Origin of the sequence: Roseateles sp. SL47, from assembly GCF_026625885.1 — a bacterium.
Lineage (GTDB): Bacteria > Pseudomonadota > Gammaproteobacteria > Burkholderiales > Burkholderiaceae_C > Roseateles.
Genome location: NZ_CP113068.1, coordinates 3,923,862 through 3,942,870 on the forward strand (window position 1 = coordinate 3,923,862; position 19,009 = coordinate 3,942,870).

Consider the following 19,009-nt stretch of genomic DNA (forward strand, 5'->3'; position numbering starts at 1 on the left):
ATGAAAGCCCTCACCTTCAAGCGTTACGGGAAGTCGCCCGATGTCGGTCTTTCCACGCTCGACCGGCCGACGATTCAGCCGGACGAGATCCTGGTCCAGATTCACGCCGCTGGCCTGAATCCGGTGGACAACATCGTGGTGGGAGGCAGCTTCAAAGCGGTGCTGCACTTCCAGTTCCCGGCGGTTCTGGGCAGCGACCTCGCGGGTGTAGTTGTGGAAGTGGGCAGCCGGGTGACGCGGTTCCGGCCCGGGGATGCGGTGTTCGCCAGCGTCTTCGACCTGGGACGCGGTTCGCTCGCGGAGTTCGTCGCCGTGCCGGAAAGCGCGGCCGCCTTGAAGCCGTCCAATCTGGATTTTGTGCAGGCGGCCGCAGTGCCCATGGTGGGCCTCACCTCATGGCAGACCTTGAAGGACCGCATGGATCTGCGGCCGGGCCAGAAGGTCTTCATTCCGGCGGGGTCCGGTGGCATAGGGACCTTCGCGATCCAGTTGGCCCGCCTGCTGGGGGCGAAGGTGGGCACCACTGTCAGTACGGGAAACGTTGAGCTGGTGCGCGGCCTGGGGGCCGACGACATCATCGACTACAAGACACAGGACTTCGAGCACACCCTGCGTGGCTACGACGCCGTGTTGGGCACGGTGCGCGGTGACGGCGTGGAGAAGTCGCTGAACATCCTCAAGCCGGGCGGACGCATCGTGTCCTTGGTGGGTCCGGTGGACCCGGCCTTTGCACGGAGCAAGCAGCTCAATCCGCTGCTCACCTGGGTGTTCGGGCTGATGAGCCGCAAAATCCGAAAGTTGTCCAAGAAAAAAGGCGTGGACTACGCCTTTCACTTCGTACGGCCGGATGGCCATCAATTGGCGGAGATTCGGGCGCTGCTCGAGGGGGGGCGCATTCGCCCCGTCATCGACCGGGTGTTCCCGTTCGACCAGGCCAAGGAGGCGCTGGACTACCTGGCACTGGGACGGGCCAAGGGCAAGGTGGTGGTCCAGTTATCCGCTCAGCCGTGAATGGCCGCCGCCACGATCTGGCCGATGGAGATGCACATCGCCGCCACCACCACGGCCAGCGCCATGTTCTTGTGCTCGACGATTTCTTCCCACAGTTTGTAGGGGGTGAGCTTGTCGATGATGACGAAGCTGATCCAGAACACCAGCACGCCAATCATGGCATACAGGATGGAGCCCAGCACGATGCCGGGTTTGAGCCACTCAAAACCTTCCATGGGAATCTCCTTGTGTAAGGGCTACTTGTGCCCGCCGCCACCACTGCTGTAGCCGCCGTACGAACCGCCGCCCGAGCCTGAATAGATCGCACCGCTGCCCGAATTGCGCTTGCATTGCTGATACTCCGCACTGCTGGCGCCGTAGGTGTTCTTGTAGTCCTGGCAATCATCCCGGCTGCAGGCCCGCAGGAAGGCAAACAGCAGTGCCAGCAGCAGCAAGCCGACGGTGACCTTCACCAGCAGCGACGTGGTGTCAGACCCGGACGCCACGTCGCGGCGCAGCGAGCCGAGCTGCTGCTCCGGCAGTGCAAATGCGCGCTGCACCTCGGCTGCATCCACCGCCCGGCCCTGGCTCCAGGTGATTTCCTGACCGGTCTGCTCGGAACTCAGCAACTCCAGCCGCCCACCGTTGCGCCATTCGTAGTCGCCCACCCGCGCGCGTTCGTCCCGGCGCACGCGCCAGTAGAACTCGCCCAGCACGTAGGTCACTTTGGCGGTGTAGGTCCAGCGCCGCTTGAAGGTCTTGTCCTTCCACGTCACTGTGTCCTTGCCGGACTTGGCAGGCGCTCCGGTGATCGGGCGCACCACGCTCCAGCCTTCTTCGGTGTCCACCAGAAAGGCGAAGCCCTCGATCTTGTTGAAGAGCAGGTATTCGCGCCAGAAGGTCTGCTCGTCCTCAGGGCTCTCCGGAATGTCGACCCGTTCCATGTAGCCCACCACCTGCCAGGGCTTGGGTGTGCCGCCACTGAGCGCCAGGTCGCCGCTGGTGCCCAGCGGAATCTGCGGGTCACCGCCGGTGATCTGGTGGTAGGCCGACAGCTCGGCGCCGACCCCCTTGGACACATCCACCACCGATTTGCATTGGTGGCAGACAATGGATTGCGTGGTCTCCAGCTGCGGCTCCAAGGAGGCGCCGCAATTGGGGCAGGGGACGGCTCTGGACTTGACCGAGGCCGTGCTGTCCTGCCGGAGTCCGGTCATGGCCAGATCTGACAGCCGCACCGAGCGGCCTACCGACCAGGTGGGGGCCGCCGGGTCGCTGTAGTCCAGCGTGGCCACTTCGCCCTGGGTGTTGCGCAGGTCCACCACCCAATAGCTGCTGTCCATGCGCGGCGCATGCGGCAGTTCACCCTCGGCGGCGGCAAGGGTGGCGCTGAACCTGGAGGCCACCTGCCAGGCGGCGCCGCCCAGCATCTGCAGGCCGCCCGCGCTGAGGCTGTCCGGATTGGGCGCACGATCGCTCAGCGGCGCCTCGAAGCTCATCACGAACTGACCGTTGTCCTCGGACAGCCATCCGCTGCGCGGCGGTGTATCGGCATTGGCATCGAACAGCACATGCCATTCGTTCCAGCCACCGTCGGCATAGGCCATCTGCAGCCGGCCGACCACTACAAATCCGGCGCCCGCAAAGCGGCCCGCCGCGCCCAGTTGGAGCGGTGAATAGTCCTGGAACAGTTCGGCGCTCTGACCGACGCGGCGCAGCGTCTCACCCTCACGCAGCAGCGTGGAGCGGCAATAGCTGCAGACCGTGCTGGCGGACGCGGGCGAGGCGAACTCGACCGGCCCGCCGCAATTCGGGCAGAACGCCTGCCAGCGGCGTTGGGGGGCTGAAGTAGCCAATCAGGCGCTCGGGATCAGATCAGCTGAGCTTTTTGAGCAGCTCCGCCTTCTTGGCAGCAAATTCCTCGTCGGTCAGGATGCCCTTGGCCTTGAGGTCTCCCAGCTTTTCCAGCAGCAGCAGGACTTCGTCCGCGCTTTGGCTGACCGGTTGCGGCGTGACAGGGCCCGCTGGTGCTGTGCCCGGCTGTTGCGGCTGGGCCTGCGCGGCAGCACCGGCTTGGCCTTGGGCCAGGCCGCTCTGCAACTGCTGCGCCAGCGTCTGGCCGAGCGCCAGGCCCGCGCCCAGGCCCATGGCGTCGCCCGCCACGCCACCACCACCCGAGCCCACGCCTTCGGCGAGCTTGGGGATGGCCTGCGCGGTCTGGTATTGCAGAAACTGGTTCATGTTCTGGCCGATCATGCCCATGCCGATTTTCTGGTCCAGGATCTTCTGCAGCTCTTCCGGCAGGGACACGTTCTGCAGCGTGACCGACTCCAGCTTCAGGCCCAGTGCTTCAAACGCCGGTGCGGTGGCGGCCTGCAGGGCCTTGGCAAATTCCACCTGGTTGGCGGCCAGGTCCAGGAAGGGGATGCCGGACTGGGCCACGGCATCGCTGATGTGCTGCAGCATCAAGCCACGGAGCTGGCCGTCCAGCTCGGTGACGGTGTAACGCTCACGTGTACCGGAGATTTCGGTGTGGAAGCGCTTGGCGTCCGCCACCCGGTAGCTGTAGTTGCCAAAGCCGCGCAGGCGCACCGCACCGAAGTCCTTGTCGCGGATGGTGACGGCTTGGGTGGTGCCCCAACGCTGGTCCACCTGTTGGCGGGTGCTGAAGAAATAGACGTCGCTCTTGAACGGGGATTCAAACAGCTTGTCCCAGTTCTTCAGATAGGTCAGCACCGGCAGGGTCTGGGTGGTGAGCTTGTACATGCCGGGGCCGAACACGTCCGCCACCTTGCCTTCGTTCACAAACACCGCCACCTGGGACTCGCGCACCGTCAGCGAGGCGCCGTACTGGATTTCGAAATCCTGCATCGGGTAGCGCCAGGCGAGGACGCCGTTGTTGTCCTCCGTCCATTGGATGATGTCTATGAACTGTTTCTTGATGAAGTCCATCAGGCCCATGGCGCTGCTCCGAGAAAAAGCGACCCTCTTGATCGCGGGATGGAGTATCTCTCAGCTGCCGGGGGGGCGTCGCTCCCCCGGCAGGGGGACGGGAGGAGGGCGGCTTCGTCCGGGGCGCCCGGCCTTGAAGGTTTTTCCGGTACCCAACCAGCAGCACGTCGCGATCTTGATGGAATCTTGATGCGCCTCTTGTCAGCTTCTACGAGGCTTTGACGGCCGCCTTTCTAGAGTTCAGTCATCCCAAAACGTCCCCGCCTGAAGGGGCTGACTCTCATGGATGCACTGTTTCTTGGACTGAGTGCGCTGCTGTTCCTGGTGGCCGTCGGGCTGGCCGTGGCCAGTCACCGGCTTGCGGAGGGCGGGCAATGAACGTCCTCTACTGGCTCACCGGCCTGATGTCGGCCGCTTTGTTTATTTATCTGCTGGTCGCGCTCTGGCGCGCCGAGCGGTTCTGAAAGCTGGCCATGAACAGCCTGGCAACCCTCAATCTCGTCCTCTTTCTCGGCCTGGTCCTGCTGCTGGCGTGGCCGCTGGCCCGCTGGATCACCCGTCTGGCCAGTGGCCGCCTGCCAGCCTGGATGCTGGCCGTGGAGCGTCCTTTCATGCGTCTGGCCGGCATCCGGCCGGCGCAGGGCATGCACTGGAAGCAATACGCGCTGGCCTTGCTGATCTTCAACTTCATCGGTGTGCTGGTCGTCTACGGACTGCAGCGGTTTCAGGACATCCTGCCGCTGAACCCGCAGGCCATGGGCGCCGTCAGCCCGGATTCGGCCTTCAACACGGCCATCAGCTTCGTGGCCAACACCAACTGGCAGGGGTATGGCGGCGAAGCCACCATGAGCTACCTCACCCAGATGCTGGCGCTGACGGTCCAGAACTTCCTGTCCGCTGCCACCGGCATTGCGGTGGTGTTTGCGCTCATCCGCGGCTTCATGCACAAGCTCAGCGGCCATGTGGGCAATTTCTGGTCGGACATCTGCCGCATCACGCTGTGGCTGCTGCTGCCCTTGTCCTTCGTGCTGGCGCTGGTGTTTGTGCAGCAAGGCGTGATCCAGAACTTTGACGCCTACAAAAATGTCCAGACGCTGGAAGCCACGGACTACCAGACCCCGCGTCTGGGCGCCGACGGCCAACCGGTGAACGACGACAAGGGCCAGCCGGTGATGGACGCCCAGCGCACCACCACCCAGACACTGGCCATGGGCCCGATTGCCTCGCAGGAGTCGATCAAGATGCTGGGGACCAACGGCGGCGGCTTCCTGAACGCCAACTCGGCCCATCCCTACGAGAACCCCACACCGCTGACCAATCTGCTGCAGATCCTGGCCATCTTCCTGATCCCGGCGGCGCTGTGCATCAGCTTCGGCCAGTTGGTGGGAGATTGGCGCCAGGGCGTGGCCGTGCTGTCCGCCATGACCGTGCTGTTTGTGGCCGGTGTGCTGGTGGCCACGCCGGCGGAGCAGGCGGGCAATCCGCTGGTGGCCGCCCAGGGCGTGGACATCCAGGCCAGCGACCTGCAGGCCGGTGGCAACATGGAAGGCAAGGAAACGCGCTTTGGCATCTCCGCCAGTTCGCTGTTTGCCGTTGTCACCACGGCCGCCTCGTGCGGCGCGGTCAACGCCATGCACGATTCGTTCACCCCGATCGGTGGCGCCGTGCCGATGGTGATGATGATGCTGGGCGAGGTGGTCTTCGGGGGGGTGGGCACCGGCCTTTACGGCATGCTGGTGTTTGCCATCCTGGCGGTGTTCATCGCCGGTCTGATGATTGGCCGCACGCCGGAATACCTGGGAAAGAAGATCGAGCCCTATGAGATGAAGATGAGCGCTGTGGCGCTGCTGGTCACACCCATCGTGGTGCTGGCGGGCACGGCCGTGGCGGTGCTCACGCCGCTGGGCACGGGCAGCGTGGCCAACCCGGGTGTGCATGGCTTCAGTGAAATCCTCTATGCCTTCACCTCGGCCGCCAACAACAACGGCAGTGCCTTTGCCGGCCTGTCGGCCAACACCCCGTTCTACAACACCCTGCTGGGCATCGCGATGTGGCTGGGCCGCTTCCTGATGATCGTGCCGGTGCTGGCCATTGCGGGCAGCCTGGCCGCCAAGAAGAAGGTGCCGGTGGGCGAGGGCACCTTGCCCACCCACGGACCGCTGTTTGTGGTGCTGCTGATCGGCACCGTGCTGCTGGTCGGCCTGCTGAACTATGTCCCCGCGCTTGCGCTCGGCCCGGTCGTGGAGCACCTGATGCTCTGGACCCATTGATTCGCCGGAGCCTGTGATGACAACACAACTCAAGACGATGTCCACCTCCATCCCGGCCGCTGCTCGCGGTGACGCAGCCATCGCTGCACCCGACGGTGCCTCGGGCGGGCCGTCTGGCCCCTCCCAGGGCGGTGCTGGCCCGGGGGGGCGTTCGCCACGGCCCCAGCGGGACAACAGCCTCTGGGATCCCGCGCTGGTGAAGCCCGCACTGCGCCAGTCGTTTGCCAAGCTGGCGCCCTCGGTGCAGTTGCGCAACCCGGTGATGTTTGTGGTGTACGCGGGCAGCGTGCTCACCACCGGTCTGTGGCTGGCCAGCTTCAGTCAACCAGCCCTGGCAGGGGCCGAGGGCCCCGGTTTCATGCTGGGCATCGCCCTGTGGCTGTGGTTCACCGTGCTGTTCGCCAACTTCGCCGAAGCGCTGGCCGAAGGACGCTCCAAGGCGCAGGCCGCCTCGTTGCGCGGCCTCAAGGCCAAAACCTGGGCCAAGAAGCTGGAGCAGCCGCGCCATGGCTCTTCCTGGCATCCGGTGAATTCGGACGAGCTGCGCAAGGGCCATGTGGTGCTGGTGGAAGCCGGTGACCTGGTGCCCCTGGACGGCGAGGTGATCGAAGGCGTGGCCTCGGTGGACGAAAGCGCCATCACCGGCGAATCAGCGCCGGTGATCCGTGAATCCGGTGGCGACTTCTCCGCCGTCACCGGCGGCACGCGGGTGCTGTCCGACTGGGTGGTGGTGCGCATTGCCGTGAATCCGGGCGAGGCCTTCCTGGACCGCATGATTGCGATGGTGGAGGGCGCCAAGCGCCAGAAGACTCCCAACGAGATCGCCCTGACCATCCTGCTGGTGGCCCTGACGCTGGTGTTCCTGGTGGTGACGGTGACGCTGTTGCCGTTCTCGCTCTACAGCGTCAGCTCGGCCGGCGCGGGCACGGTGGTGTCCATCACCGCCCTGGTGGCGCTGCTGGTGTGCCTGATCCCGACGACCATCGGCGGCCTGCTGTCCGCCATCGGTGTGGCCGGCATGAGCCGTTTGATGCAGGCCAACGTGGTGGCCACCTCGGGCCGTGCGGTGGAAGCCGCAGGCGACGTGGATGTGCTGATGCTGGACAAGACCGGCACCATCACCCTGGGCAACCGCCAGGCCAGCGCTTTTTTGTCCGCCCCGGGCATGTCCGAGCAGGCGCTGGCCGATGCCGCACAACTGGCTTCTCTGGCCGATGAAACGCCGGAAGGCCGGAGCATCGTGGTGCTGGCCAAGCAGCGGTTCAATCTGCGTGAGCGTGAGCTGTCCAGCCTGCAGGCCCACTTCGTGCCGTTCACCGCCCAGACGCGCATGAGCGGTGTGGATTTCGGCCAAGCCGACGCGCCGCATCGTCTGCTGCGCAAGGGCGCCGTGGACGCCATCCGCCGCTTCGTGGAGGCACAGGGGGGGCAGATGCCGGCACAGGTGTCCGCCGTGGCGGATGAAGTGGCGCGCCGCGGCAGCACGCCGCTGGTGGTGGCCGACCTGGAAGCCGGCCGGGCCCGCGTGCTGGGCGTGGTGGAACTGAAGGACATCGTCAAGGGCGGCATCAAGGAGCGTTTTGCGCAACTTCGCCGCATGGGCATCAAGACGGTGATGATCACCGGGGACAACCGCCTCACGGCCGCCGCCATTGCGGCGGAAGCCGGTGTGGATGATTTCCTGGCGGAAGCCACGCCGGAAGCCAAGCTGCAGCTGATCCGCGACTACCAGGCAGAAGGCCGCCTGGTGGCCATGACCGGCGACGGCACCAACGACGCACCCGCCCTGGCGCAGGCCGACGTGGCCGTGGCCATGGCCAGCGGCACGCAGGCGGCCAAGGAGGCCGGCAACATGGTGGACCTGGATTCCAACCCCACCAAACTGCTGGAAATTGTCGAGACCGGCAAGCAGCTGCTCATGACGCGCGGTTCGCTCACCACCTTCTCGATTGCCAACGACGTGGCGAAGTACTTCGCCATCATTCCGGCGATGTTCCTGGGCGCGTATCCCCAACTGGCGGCGCTGAATGTCATGCAGCTGCACAGCCCGGCCTCGGCGATTTTGTCGGCGGTGATCTTCAACGCGCTGATCATCGTGGCGCTGATCCCGCTGGCGCTCAAGGGCGTGGCCTACCGGCCCATCGGCGCAGCTGCGCTGCTGCGTCGCAACCTCTGGATTTACGGCCTGGGCGGCCTGATCGTGCCGTTTGTCGGCATCAAGATCATCGACCTGCTGCTGGTGGCGTTGCATCTCGTCTGACGCCTGCACCGTCAAGTATCAAGGACTCACACCATGTCATCCAACTCCCTTCAGACCCCGGCCGCCCGCATGGCTGAACGCACCGGTCGCGATGCCGGCACCGGCCAGACCGATGCTCCCCAGGCGATGTCCACGATGCAGATGCTGCGCCCGGCGCTGGTGGCCTTTGTGCTGCTCAGCGCGGTGACCGGCCTGCTGTACCCGGCTGCCGTCACCGGCGTGGCCCAGGCACTCTTCCCGCATCAGGCGCAGGGCAGCCTGGTGGAGCAGGGCGGCAAGACTGTCGGCTCGATGCTGATCGGTCAGAACTTCAGCTCGCCGCGCTACTTCTGGGGACGCCCGTCGGCCACCGGCCCGATGGTGAACAACGCCGCCAACTCCAGTGGTTCCAACCAGGGCCCGACCAATACGGCGCTGGTGGATGCGGTCAAGAGCCGGATTGACGCGCTGCGCGCGGCCGACCCTGGCAACACGGCCCCTGTGCCGGTGGACCTGGTCAGTGCCTCGGCCAGTGGGCTGGATCCGCACATCAGCATGGCGGCGGCCCGCTATCAGGCGGCCCGTGTGGCCCGTGAGCGGCGCTTGCCGCTGGAGACCGTGCAACGGCTGATCCAGGCCAACACGGAAAGCCGGGACCTGGCCGTCCTGGGCGAGCCACGTGTCAATGTGCTGATGCTCAACCTGGCACTGGACAAAGAGCCCGGCCAGAAGGCAGCACCGCCCGCTGCGGCGGCTCCGGCAGACTTGCCGGCTGCGCAGACGGCGCCCACCCCGTCTGCTGCCCCGTCTGCTGCCACCGCGCCTGCTGCCACCGCATCGGCGGCAGTCTCCTGACGCGGACGCCGACGGCCACCGGCATTCACAGCGATCCGACACCCAAACCGGTGGCCGCACGGCCACCGACTTCCCGCGACCAACGCCGTCCGTATCCCCAGCCACTCGCTGCGGGCCGGTCGAGCCGCCGCATTGCCTTGACTGAAGTATGAAAACTCGTTTGCTGACTCTGTTCCTGATGTCGTCCTGCCTGCTGCATGCCGCAGCGCGGGCAGAAGGTGACACTTCGCCCGCCACGCAGCCCAATGCGGACGCAACTGGCGAAACTGCTGCAACTGATGCACCTGCTGCAAGCGCCGCAACTGCCGCACCTTCACCCGCACCGACCGCCGCACCGTTCACCGCCAACATCGGCCTGGTCTCCGACTATCGTTTCCGTGGCATCAGCCAGACCTGGAAGCGCCCCGCCGTGCAGGGTGGCTTTGACTATGCCGACGCCAGCGGCTGGTATCTCGGCGTGTGGGGCTCCAATGTCTCGGGCAACAGCTACAACAATGGCGCCGGCCTGGAAATGGACCTGTATGGCGGCTTCAAAACGGCGGTGGCCGAAGGCCTCACCCTGGACCTGGGCGCACTGGCCTATGTGTACCCCGGCGCCCGGATGAACCGTGCACCGGGAGTGCCTGGGGGCGACCACTACGACAATGTCGACCTGTACGCCGCCCTCACGGCCGGCAATTTCTCCGGCAAGCTGTCGGTGGCGGCCACCGATTATTTCGGGCTGGACGGCACCACGGCGGGGTACGCCTATTTCAGCGCGCTGACGCCCGCAGGCAACTCCAAGGGCAGCGCCTATCTGGACCTCAACTACGGCTTTGATCTGGGCCAGGGCCTGACCGCCTCCGCGCATCTGGGTCACCTGTGGGTGCGCCATTACGGCGATCTGTCCTATACGGACTGGAAACTGTCGCTCAGCAAGCCCATCGAGCGCCTGGGTGGCCTCACCCTCAGCGCTTCGCTGGTGGGCACGGATGCGGACAAGGCCTTCTACCAGGCCGGAGACGCCGGAGGGCTGCGTCCGAAGCGGCTGGGCAACACCGGTGTGGTGCTGGGCATCAGCCGCTCGTTCTGATCCCCTTGCCACCCAGTGACGCCGGCCAGCGCCATCGGTCTCCAACGCCACGACTCAAGGCGACAATGCTTCCATGACTGTCGATGACGACCGCCCCGATCCGGATGCGCTGCTGGCCCAGTTGCGCGAGCAGGCCGAGGCCGAACAGCGCGGCCGCCTGCGTATCTACTTTGGCGCTTCCGCCGGTGTCGGCAAAACCTACGCCATGCTGCAGGCGGCGCGGCAACTGCAGTCGCAGGGCCGATCGCCGCTGGTTGGCGTGGTGGAGACCCATGGCCGATCGGAGACGCTGGCCTTGCTGGAGGGGCTCCCACGACTGCCGCAGTTGCCGCTGCGGCAGGTGGCCTACCGGGGCCGCAGTCTGCCGGAGTTCGATCTCGACGGCGCCCTGGAACGCCTCAAGGGCCAGCCCGACGCGCTGATCCTGGTGGACGAACTCGCCCACAGCAATGTGGCGGGTTCGCGCCACCCCAAGCGCTGGCAGGATGTGGAGGAATTGCTGGCCAACGGCATCAACGTCTACACCACGCTGAACGTCCAGCACCTGGAGAGCCTGAACGACGTGGTGGGCGGCATCACCGGTGTGCGGGTGCAGGAGACGCTGCCGGACACCTTCTTTGATCGGGCCGATGAAGTGGTGCTGGTGGACACCCCGGCCGACGAACTGCTCACACGGCTGAAGGCCGGCAAGGTCTACCAAGGTGCCCAGGCGGAACGGGCCGGCCAGCATTTCTTCCGCAAGGGCAATCTGATGGCCCTGCGGGAGCTGGCGCTGCGCCGCACGGCCGACCGGGTGGAAAACGATGTGCAGGCCTGGCGCAGCAATGAACGCATTGCCCAGGTCTGGAAAACCGAATCCGCCATCCTCTGCGCCATTGGGCCGGGGGATGAGGCGGAAAGCGTGGTGCGCAGCGCTGCCCAGTTGGCGCAGCAACTGGCAGTGAGCTGGCATGCCGTGTATGTGGAAACACCACGCCTGCATCGGCTGGCGGATAGCCATCGCGAGCGGGTCCTGCGCGCGGTGCGGCTGGCGCAGGACCTGGGCGCCACCACCGCCGTGCTGGCCGGGCAGGAGCCGGCCAGCGCGCTGCGGGACTACGCGCGGGAACACAACCTCTCCAAGCTGGTGCTCGGGCGGGGCGAGCTGCGGCCCTGGTGGCGGGGCCGCCGGGACCTGGCCACCTGGTTGCGGACGGCGGCGCCGGAACTGGACCTGCTGCAGGTGGGGGCTTCCCGCACCCAGCGCAGCTCGGACGAAGCCTCCACGCCCCTGCTGACCGACCCGGTGCGGTACCTCCGTGCCACCGTCGCCTGTGCCCTGGTGGCGGTGGTCTGCTGGCCGTTGAGTTGGCTGGTGGCCAGCGACAACATCGTCATGCTGTTCCTGCTGGGCGTGGTGGGCGTGGCGCTGCGGCTGGGTCGCGGGCCTGCCGTGCTGGCCAGCTTCCTCAGCGTGGCCTTTTTCGATTTCTTCTTCATTGCGCCCCGGCTGAGTTTTGCGGTCAGTGACGTGCAATACCTGATCACCTTTGCCGTGATGCTGGTGGTGGGCCTGGTGACCGGACAGCTCACGGCCGGGCTGCGTTATGAAGCACGGGTGTCGGCGGACCGCGAAGCGCGGGCGCGCGGGCTGTTTGAACTGACCCGGGAACTGGCCGGCGCGCTGCAGGTGGAGCAGGTGGTGGCCACGGCCGAGCAGCAACTGGCGCAGCAGTTTGGCGGGCGTGCGCTGATCTACGTGCTGGACGATGACGATCAGTTGCAACCCTCCCCAGGGCAAGCCACGCTGCATCCCGGGGATGCCCCCGACCCGGGCACCGCCCGCTGGGCGCTGGACCATGAACAGCCGGCCGGGCAGGGGACCGACACCCTGCCGGGCAGCGCCTGGTTCTACCTGCCGCTGCGCGCACCGATGCGCAGCCGGGGCGTACTGGCCTTGAAGGCGGGCGAGGCCCGCACGCTGCTGTTGCCGGAGCGCCGGGCGCAACTGGACACGGCCGGTCGCATTACCGGGCAGGCGCTGGAGCGGGTGCACTACGTCGCCGTGGCGCAGCAGGCGCTGTTGCAGATCGAATCGGAGCGTCTGCGCAATTCGTTGCTGTCGGCCTTGTCGCATGACCTGCGCACACCGCTGGCGGCGCTGCAAGGGCTGGCAGAGACGCTGGTGCAATCACTGGCGCCATCACAGACGATATTGGAGCCCCCATCACCCGGGCTCCTCCCGCTGGATGGCGGGCCAGGAGACGCCCACCGCTCCCCCGATCAAAGGCCGTCTCACAACCGCGATGCCCTGGAGGCTGCCCGCGCCATCGAGCAGCAATCGCTGCGCATCAATGCCATGGTGCACAACCTGTTGGACATGGCACGGCTGCAAAGTGGGGGGCTCAAGCTGAACCGGCAATGGCAGCCGATCGACGAGGTGGTGGGCAGCAGCCTGCAATTGATGGGCAGCGCGCTGGCCCGGCACCGAGTGGTGCTGGACATCCCCGCCAGCCTGCCGCTGGTGGAAGTGGATGCCACCTTGCTGGAGCGTGTGCTGGCCAATCTGTTGGAGAACGCGGCCAAGTACACACCGCCCGGCAGCGAGGTCAGGGTGGTGGGGCGCACCCGCCATGACGAGTTGTGGGTGTCGGTGGAGGACAACGGGCCGGGCCTGCCGCCTGGCCGCGAGGAAGCGCTGTTTGAGAAGTTCACCCGCGGCCACAACGAATCCCATCTGCCTGGTGTGGGGCTGGGGCTGGCCATCAGCCGTGCCATCATGCAGGCGCATGGCGGGAGAATCTGGGCCGAACGGGCGGGCCCGGCGGGCGGTGCCCGGTTCAGCTTTGCCGTGCCCTTGGGCACGCCGCCAGCACTGCCCAGTTTTGACGAAGACGAGTCCACCGGCGCCTCGCCCTGAGGGCGGCAGCGTCGCGGGTGCGGACGTGCATGACATGCAGGAGAGAGAACTGTGAGTGAGCCGCAGCCGGTGGCGCTGATCGTCGAGGACGAACCGAACATCCGCCGTTTTGTGCGTCTGGCGCTGGAGGGCGAGGGCTGGACGGTGCACGACACCACCACCGTCAAGCAGGGCCTGATCGATGCCGGTACAAGACGGCCCGATCTGGTGGTGCTGGACCTGGGTCTGCCGGACGGGGACGGGCTGGAGTTCCTTCGGGACCTGCGGGGCTGGTCCTCAGTCCCGGTGATCGTGCTGTCGGCCCGGGGGGCGGAAGAGGACAAGATTGCGGCGCTGGACAGTGGCGCGGACGACTATCTCTCCAAGCCCTTCGGCGTCGGCGAGCTGATGGCTCGGGTGCGTGTGGCACTGCGTCGCAGCCAGTCGCGGGCCAGCGAGCAGCAGGACCCGGTGTTCCGCTTTGGGGACGTGGAGGTGGACCAGGCTGCGCGGCGTGTGAAACGCGCGGGGCAGGATGTCCATCTCACCCCCATTGAATACCGCCTGCTCAGCCACCTCATTGCCAATGCGGGCAAGGTGCTCACCCACCGGCAACTGCTCAAGGCCGTGTGGGGCCCCGCCCATGTGGAGCAGAACCACTATCTGCGGGTGTATATGGGCAACCTCCGGCAGAAGCTCGAAGCGGAGCCGGCCAGCCCGAAGCACCTGCTGACCGAAACGGCGGTGGGATATCGCCTGATGCAGAGCTGACACCCGCTTGAAGCCAGGGCCTTGGGCGACCCGGTCGACAGGAGCCCCTTAAGCCGCACGCGGGCGCGCAAACACCGGGCTGCGGTCCAGGTGGCCGATCCAGTGGTGGTACACGGCACTGGCCGCGCGGCGCAAGCGGGCGAGCCGCTCCGGCAGCTCGGCCAGAATTTCCTGCTCGGTCTGAACCGTCGGGCCGTGGCCTTGTGTCAGCTCGTCGCGGCCCTGGGCGCACCATTCCCGCAGACCCTTGTCGGTAACTTCCAGATGACTCTGCAACCCGAGGTGGGGCCCCAGGGCAAAGCCCTTGTTCAGGCCGTGCAGTCCAAATAGCGTACGCGTGGCGCCGGCAGGCAGCTGGAAGCTGTCGTAATGCCAGTTGAAACTCAGCAAGCGCTCCTGCCCGTCAAACAGATGACGGGCCGCCGGCGTGATCCAGAGGTCTCGCCAGCCGATGTCCGGCCGAGCATTGCGGCTGACCGTCGCGCCCAGGGTCTGCGCCAGTTGTTGCGCGCCGAAGCAATGCCCCAGCACCGGCCGGCCCAGCCGTAGAGCGTCTGCCAGCAGCAGGCGTTCGCGGCGGATCCAGTCCAGCCGGTCATGCACCGAATGGTCGCTGCCCAGGAGCACCAGGCCGCAGAAGTTGCCGGCATAGGCGGGAGGCCGGTCCCCCAGGTCCGGGCGCAGCAGTTCCACGGGCAGGCCGTGGTCACGCAGGCATTGCAGCAGATAGCCAGGGCCCTGGGCGGGTTCGTGCTGGAGGATCAACACGGGTCTCATTCGAGAGGCGTCGCGGGGACGCGTTGTGACGATGCCTGCAGCGTAGGAGCCGCTTCGTCCAGACGGTGGCAAGAGCGGGGGCCGGGGCGTCAAGAAGTCGTCAAGAAGCGGTCGGCATGCCCTCCCCGAAACGCCTGGATGCGAAAATGCCGCCCATGAACCTGCCTCGCGTACGCATCCAGACCGAAGACTTTGACCTCAGTGCCGAGACGCTCGCCCTGCGCGCGGATGACGGCGGGGTGGGGGCGGTGGTGAGTTTTGTTGGCACGGTACGCGACGCCGCCGATGGCAGCCCGGTGACACTGATGGAGCTGGAGCACTATCCAGGCATGACCGAGGCCTCGATCGAAGCCATGGTGGACCAGGCTTTCCAGCGTTTTGATATCCGCGCGGCCCGGGTCATTCATCGGGTCGGCCCGCTGGAGGCTCGCGCCCAGATCGTCCTGGTGCTGGTCAGCTCCCGCCACCGCGGTCAGGCCTTCCAGGCCTGTGAATTCCTGATGGACTATCTGAAGACGCAGGCGCCGTTCTGGAAGAAGGAACATGGGCCGCAGGGTGCCCACTGGGTGGACGCCCGCGTTACCGACGACCAAGCCCTGGCCCGCTGGGGCATTCAGGCCCAAGGCAACGGGCTTTGAGCAACGGGTTCTGATTCAGGCGCCCAGCGCGCCCGACTGCCACATCGACAACAGCACACCCGCGCCCAGCGCGGCGATCCACACGCGCATCGGCGCCGGTTCCGTGCGAGGGCGCTGCTGCTGGTGGCGATGCCCCAGGAAGCAGGCCACCGAAGCGGCGCCCGCCAGCAAAAACACCAAGGCGACACCCAGCCCTTCCACACTGCGGCCATGGTGCAGGGCCAATGCCAGAACCACCTGGCCCAGCATCAAACCCGCCAGACCCGAAACGGCCGTGGACGACAAAACGGCGGAAGCAGAAGAGGGCTTGCTCATGACCGGTCTTTGGGCGAAATAGCAACAAATAGATTCTCGGCCGCCGGCCAACTTTCATGACGTGGAAAACTCAGGGGAGTCCGCAGTAATTGGCAGTGGGCGCTCATTTCGGATCGTGTTGTTCCGATGCAAATTCGATCCCCCACGAATGCGGGGGCAAGCATAGAAACGATCCGCGTGTAGTCCCACGTGCATGTGACAACCGGCCAAACACTGTGGGTGGGCGCACAGACGTGACATTCTCACGGTGGCGAAATGCTCTATGTCCGCGATGTGCGGGCAGTTTACATATCGGAGCAACCACCATGACCCTGCCTTTGCTCTCCCGGAAGTCTCCGGCGTTCCAGCATACCCTGCTGGCCCTCGCCCTGGCTGCCGCTAGCGCCAGTGCTTCCGCACTTCCTTCGTTCACCTGGGACCCGTCCACAGCCGGGCTGAACGGTTCGGCATTTACGGCTGACAACCTGCTGATCTCGAACTACTCGACGATCAACTTCACGGGCGGCAACACGTTCACTGAAGAAGGCTACCTGGCCATCAGCGCTGCTCAACTGGGCGGCACTTCAGTGCTGCCGGCTGGCCTGAACAGCGAGTACGGCCTGTACATCAAGTTCAGCGGCGCGGGCACCATCAGCTCGGGCAACCCGGCGGACGTGATCACGTCGGGCGAACTGACCTCGCTGAACTACACCCTCTATGGTTTCAACGGTACCTCCACCTACAACTATGTCGGCGGCACCTGGACCGAAACCGCCAGCGGTGAAGTGGCGCTGGCCTCCGGCAGCCTGAGCTGGGGCAATGTGGCCACCATTCCTTCGGGCGATGGTTCCACTTTCAACCCGTCGGCCAACGCCGGTCTGAACATCAACTGGCTGGTCGATGGCTTCTCGAGCCCGACCTACCTGTTGGGTCTGACCTCGTTCTCCAACACCACCTCGCAAGTGACGGTCACTGACACCGGCTTTGTGATCAGCCAAGGGGGGGGCTCGATCAACTTCGCGTCGCCCGTGCCGGAACCGGCCAGCTACGCCATGCTGATCAGCGGTCTGGCTGCTGTGGGCTTCGTGGCCCGCCGTCGCAATCGCAACAGCGAAAAGTGATGGCGTGAGGTGACGCCGGGGCTTCGGCTCCGGGCGTGACCCAGGTTTGGGCTCGCTGCCTTCGGGTGGCGGGCCCGGACTGAAACAGTCTCAGGCATCGGCCATTTTCTTGGTGGCACACCACGACCGCAGCTTGTGAGGGCTGCAGTCCACTGGCACAAGCGTGCGCCGCCAGCGTTTGCTGGCTTGCACGCATCCTCACGGGTTTGTTGGAGCGACGGACGTGGTTCCGTCTCAGGCTTGGACAGCAACTGGCGCGAAGGCGGCAGAGGTGGTCGCGTGAGTTTCCGTCACGGCTTGAGGCATCAACCGCTGGAAGTCTGGCTTCAGCAGGGCATAGCATTCGCAGGCCCGTGTTTCCAGCCCCGGCCGGTCCAGTACCGCGATATGACCTCGCGTGTACCGGATCAGGCCGGCGGCCTGGAGTCGTTGCGCCCCTTCCGTCACCCCTTCCCGACGCACCCCCAGCATGTTGGCAATCAGCTCCTGCGTGACAGAGAGCTCGGCATGGCCATGCTGGCGATCCAGGACCTGCAGCAGCCATCGGCACAGCTGCCGTTCCAGCGAGTGGTGGCGATTGCAGACAGCGGTCTGCGCCATCTGCGTCATCAGCGACTGCACATAACGCAGCAGTGAATGCGCGACCAGGCCGCTGCGAAGGAATTCATCCTTCAGCACGTTCAGACGCAGGCGATACGCCAGCCCAGCCCGTAGCACCACGGCACGCGCGGCCGCAGATTCACCGCCCAGCAGCGAAGACACCCCCACCACTCCCTCCGGGCCGATCATGGCGACCTGGGACGAGGCACCGGAGTGCGTCGTGTAGATCAGCGACACGATGGAATTGGCCGGGAAGAACACGTGGTGGGTGGGTGTCCCTGCATCAAACAAGACGCGTCCCTTGAGCAGTTCCACTGCTTCAAGATGGGGCAGCACACGAGCCATTTCCTCCTGGGGCCATTGGGCCAGGAGGTCGTTGCTGCGCGGGACCGTGGCGGTTGTTGTTGCAAAGGACATAACCATGAATTCACTCCAGCGTATTCCAAGGGAAAACAATGGCAATCCACATGCCTGCCCCCCGGAATGAGAGAGTTCATCGATGCCCAACTTCAGAAAAGTTGAACGGGAACCCGGGCCTGATTGCCGAGCCAAGAACTTCTTAGCAACGGACGTGCCCGATCGTCGCCATGGCGACCTGGGTGCACCGTGGCTGTGCAATCCAGCCCTGGAGTGTCACGCAATGCGGACACCTTGCGTGCAACCGATTGCAATTTCATGGCAATGTCCAAATTCCCCCTCTGGGGGGATGGATTGCCGATGGAATCGAGTCACAGCGGCTTTCCATCAGGTTGCGTCGGGTTTGGAATGAACCACTCGCAACTGCGCAAACACGTTGGATGAAAGTGTTCAACTGCGCATTTCCAGCACATATCCCATACCGCGCACGGTGTGAATCAGCGGCAGGTCAAAAGGCACATCGAGTTTGGTCCTCAGGCGCCTCACGGCGACTTCCACCACATTGGTCTCGCTATCGAAATTCATGTCCCAGACCTGCTCGGCGAGTTCAGTGCGGGACAACACCTCGCCCTGACGCCGAAGCAGCAGCGTGAGCAGACTGAATTCCTTGGCGGTGAGGTCCAGTCGCTGCCCCGCGCGCTGGGCTTTGCGCCGCAGCAGGTCCAACTCCAGGTCCCCCAACTTCAGCACGGTCGCCTCTGCACCGTGAGCGCTCTGGCTTCGCCGCATCAGGACGTGCAGCCGCGCCACCAATTCCGAAAACGCAAAGGGCTTGACCAGATAGTCGTCCGCCCCGGTCTGCAGGCCTTTCACCCGGTCCTCCACATCGCCTCGCGCAGTGAGCATCAGCACCGGCAATGGCTGGGTGTGCTTGTGCTGGCGCATGGCCGCAAGGATAGCCATGCCGTCCAGGCCGGGCAGCATCCCGTCCAGCACCATCAGGTCGTATTGGCCTTCGCATGCCTGATGCAGGCCCTGGATACCGTCATTCGCGACATCCACGATAAAGCCTTCCTGCGTCAAACCCTGGCGCAGGAAATCGGCCAATTTGATTTCGTCTTCGACCAGCAAGAGTTTCATGGAAAGAATTCTGCACAAACGACTTCTGACATTGGCTTACCGTTTTGTCATCTCG

At 65.4% G+C, this 19,009-nt stretch carries 16 protein-coding genes and 1 pseudogene; 10 read left to right on the forward strand and 7 right to left on the reverse strand.

Annotated elements, in window-relative coordinates; genetic code table 11:
• The gene (locus OU995_RS17320) at positions 1-1,011 is read left to right on the forward strand and encodes an NADP-dependent oxidoreductase (protein ID WP_267831257.1); all 1,011 of its coding nucleotides are present in this window, start codon (positions 1-3) and stop codon (positions 1,009-1,011) included.
• On the opposite strand, the gene OU995_RS17325 is transcribed toward OU995_RS17320, so the two are convergent.
• The 3 genes from OU995_RS17325 to OU995_RS17335 are packed head-to-tail and all read right to left on the reverse strand — an operon-like array spanning position 1,002 to position 3,951.
• Complete coding sequence (locus OU995_RS17325; RefSeq protein WP_267831258.1) at positions 1,002-1,226, reverse strand: DUF350 domain-containing protein; 225 nt, start codon at positions 1,224-1,226, stop codon at positions 1,002-1,004. The genes OU995_RS17320 and OU995_RS17325 overlap by 10 nt on opposite strands.
• Positions 1,227-1,247: 21 nt before the next feature.
• Positions 1,248-2,846 (reverse strand): DUF4178 domain-containing protein, encoded by a 1,599-nt coding sequence (locus tag OU995_RS17330; RefSeq protein ID WP_267831259.1) that lies wholly within the window; start codon positions 2,844-2,846, stop codon positions 1,248-1,250.
• A gap of 19 nt (positions 2,847-2,865) precedes the next feature.
• Positions 2,866-3,951, reverse strand: coding sequence for an SPFH domain-containing protein (locus OU995_RS17335; RefSeq protein ID WP_267831260.1), 1,086 nt, complete (start codon positions 3,949-3,951; stop codon positions 2,866-2,868).
• A 365-nt stretch (positions 3,952-4,316) separates the two neighbouring features.
• On the opposite strand from OU995_RS17335, the gene kdpF reads away from it, so the two are divergent.
• The 7 genes and pseudogenes from kdpF (at position 4,317) to kdpE (ending at position 14,027) form a co-directional block, all read left to right on the forward strand.
• Entirely contained in the window at positions 4,317-4,406 is a 90-nt protein-coding gene (gene kdpF, locus OU995_RS17340) for a K(+)-transporting ATPase subunit F (RefSeq protein ID WP_267831261.1), read from the forward strand.
• Between the two features lie 9 nt (positions 4,407-4,415).
• Entirely contained in the window at positions 4,416-6,212 is a 1,797-nt protein-coding gene (gene kdpA / locus OU995_RS17345; protein ID WP_267831262.1) for a potassium-transporting ATPase subunit KdpA, read from the forward strand.
• Between the two features lie 16 nt (positions 6,213-6,228).
• A complete protein-coding gene (gene kdpB / locus OU995_RS17350; RefSeq protein WP_267831263.1) occupies positions 6,229-8,472 on the forward strand; it encodes a potassium-transporting ATPase subunit KdpB in 2,244 nt (747 codons plus the stop codon).
• A gap of 126 nt (positions 8,473-8,598) precedes the next feature.
• Positions 8,599-9,165 (forward strand): annotated as a pseudogene (gene kdpC, locus OU995_RS17355) (potassium-transporting ATPase subunit KdpC); the annotation flags it as partial.
• A gap of 289 nt (positions 9,166-9,454) precedes the next feature.
• Complete coding sequence (locus tag OU995_RS17360) at positions 9,455-10,378, forward strand: TorF family putative porin (RefSeq protein WP_267831264.1); 924 nt, start codon at positions 9,455-9,457, stop codon at positions 10,376-10,378.
• A 73-nt stretch (positions 10,379-10,451) separates the two neighbouring features.
• Positions 10,452-13,277: a DUF4118 domain-containing protein gene (locus OU995_RS17365; protein ID WP_267831265.1), complete on the forward strand. Its 2,826-nt coding sequence runs from the start codon at positions 10,452-10,454 to the stop codon at positions 13,275-13,277.
• A 51-nt stretch (positions 13,278-13,328) separates the two neighbouring features.
• Positions 13,329-14,027, forward strand: coding sequence for a two-component system response regulator KdpE (gene kdpE / locus OU995_RS17370; protein ID WP_267831266.1), 699 nt, complete (start codon positions 13,329-13,331; stop codon positions 14,025-14,027).
• A 48-nt stretch (positions 14,028-14,075) separates the two neighbouring features.
• On the opposite strand, the gene OU995_RS17375 is transcribed toward kdpE, so the two are convergent.
• Positions 14,076-14,804 carry a type 1 glutamine amidotransferase gene (locus tag OU995_RS17375; RefSeq protein ID WP_420714739.1) on the reverse strand — a complete coding sequence of 243 codons (729 nt, stop codon included), beginning with the start codon at positions 14,802-14,804 and terminating at the stop codon, positions 14,076-14,078.
• Between the two features lie 155 nt (positions 14,805-14,959).
• On the opposite strand from OU995_RS17375, the gene OU995_RS17380 reads away from it, so the two are divergent.
• Positions 14,960-15,442, forward strand: coding sequence for a molybdenum cofactor biosynthesis protein MoaE (locus OU995_RS17380; RefSeq protein ID WP_267836288.1), 483 nt, complete (start codon positions 14,960-14,962; stop codon positions 15,440-15,442).
• A gap of 15 nt (positions 15,443-15,457) precedes the next feature.
• Here OU995_RS17380 and OU995_RS17385 read toward each other — a convergent pair whose 3' ends face one another.
• Positions 15,458-15,757, reverse strand: a complete 300-nt coding sequence (locus OU995_RS17385) for a hypothetical protein (RefSeq protein ID WP_267831268.1) — start codon at positions 15,755-15,757, stop codon at positions 15,458-15,460.
• A gap of 305 nt (positions 15,758-16,062) precedes the next feature.
• Between OU995_RS17385 and pepA the strand changes: the two genes are divergently transcribed.
• The gene (gene pepA / locus OU995_RS17390; RefSeq protein ID WP_267831269.1) at positions 16,063-16,857 is read left to right on the forward strand and encodes a flocculation-associated PEP-CTERM protein PepA; all 795 of its coding nucleotides are present in this window, start codon (positions 16,063-16,065) and stop codon (positions 16,855-16,857) included.
• Positions 16,858-17,091: 234 nt separating this feature from the next.
• On the opposite strand, the gene OU995_RS17395 is transcribed toward pepA, so the two are convergent.
• Complete coding sequence (locus tag OU995_RS17395) at positions 17,092-17,874, reverse strand: Crp/Fnr family transcriptional regulator (RefSeq protein WP_267836289.1); 783 nt, start codon at positions 17,872-17,874, stop codon at positions 17,092-17,094.
• A gap of 390 nt (positions 17,875-18,264) precedes the next feature.
• On the reverse strand, positions 18,265-18,954 hold the full coding sequence (locus OU995_RS17400; protein WP_267831270.1) for a heavy metal response regulator transcription factor: 690 nt from the start codon (positions 18,952-18,954) through the stop codon (positions 18,265-18,267).
• Positions 18,955-19,009: the final 55 nt, after the last annotated feature.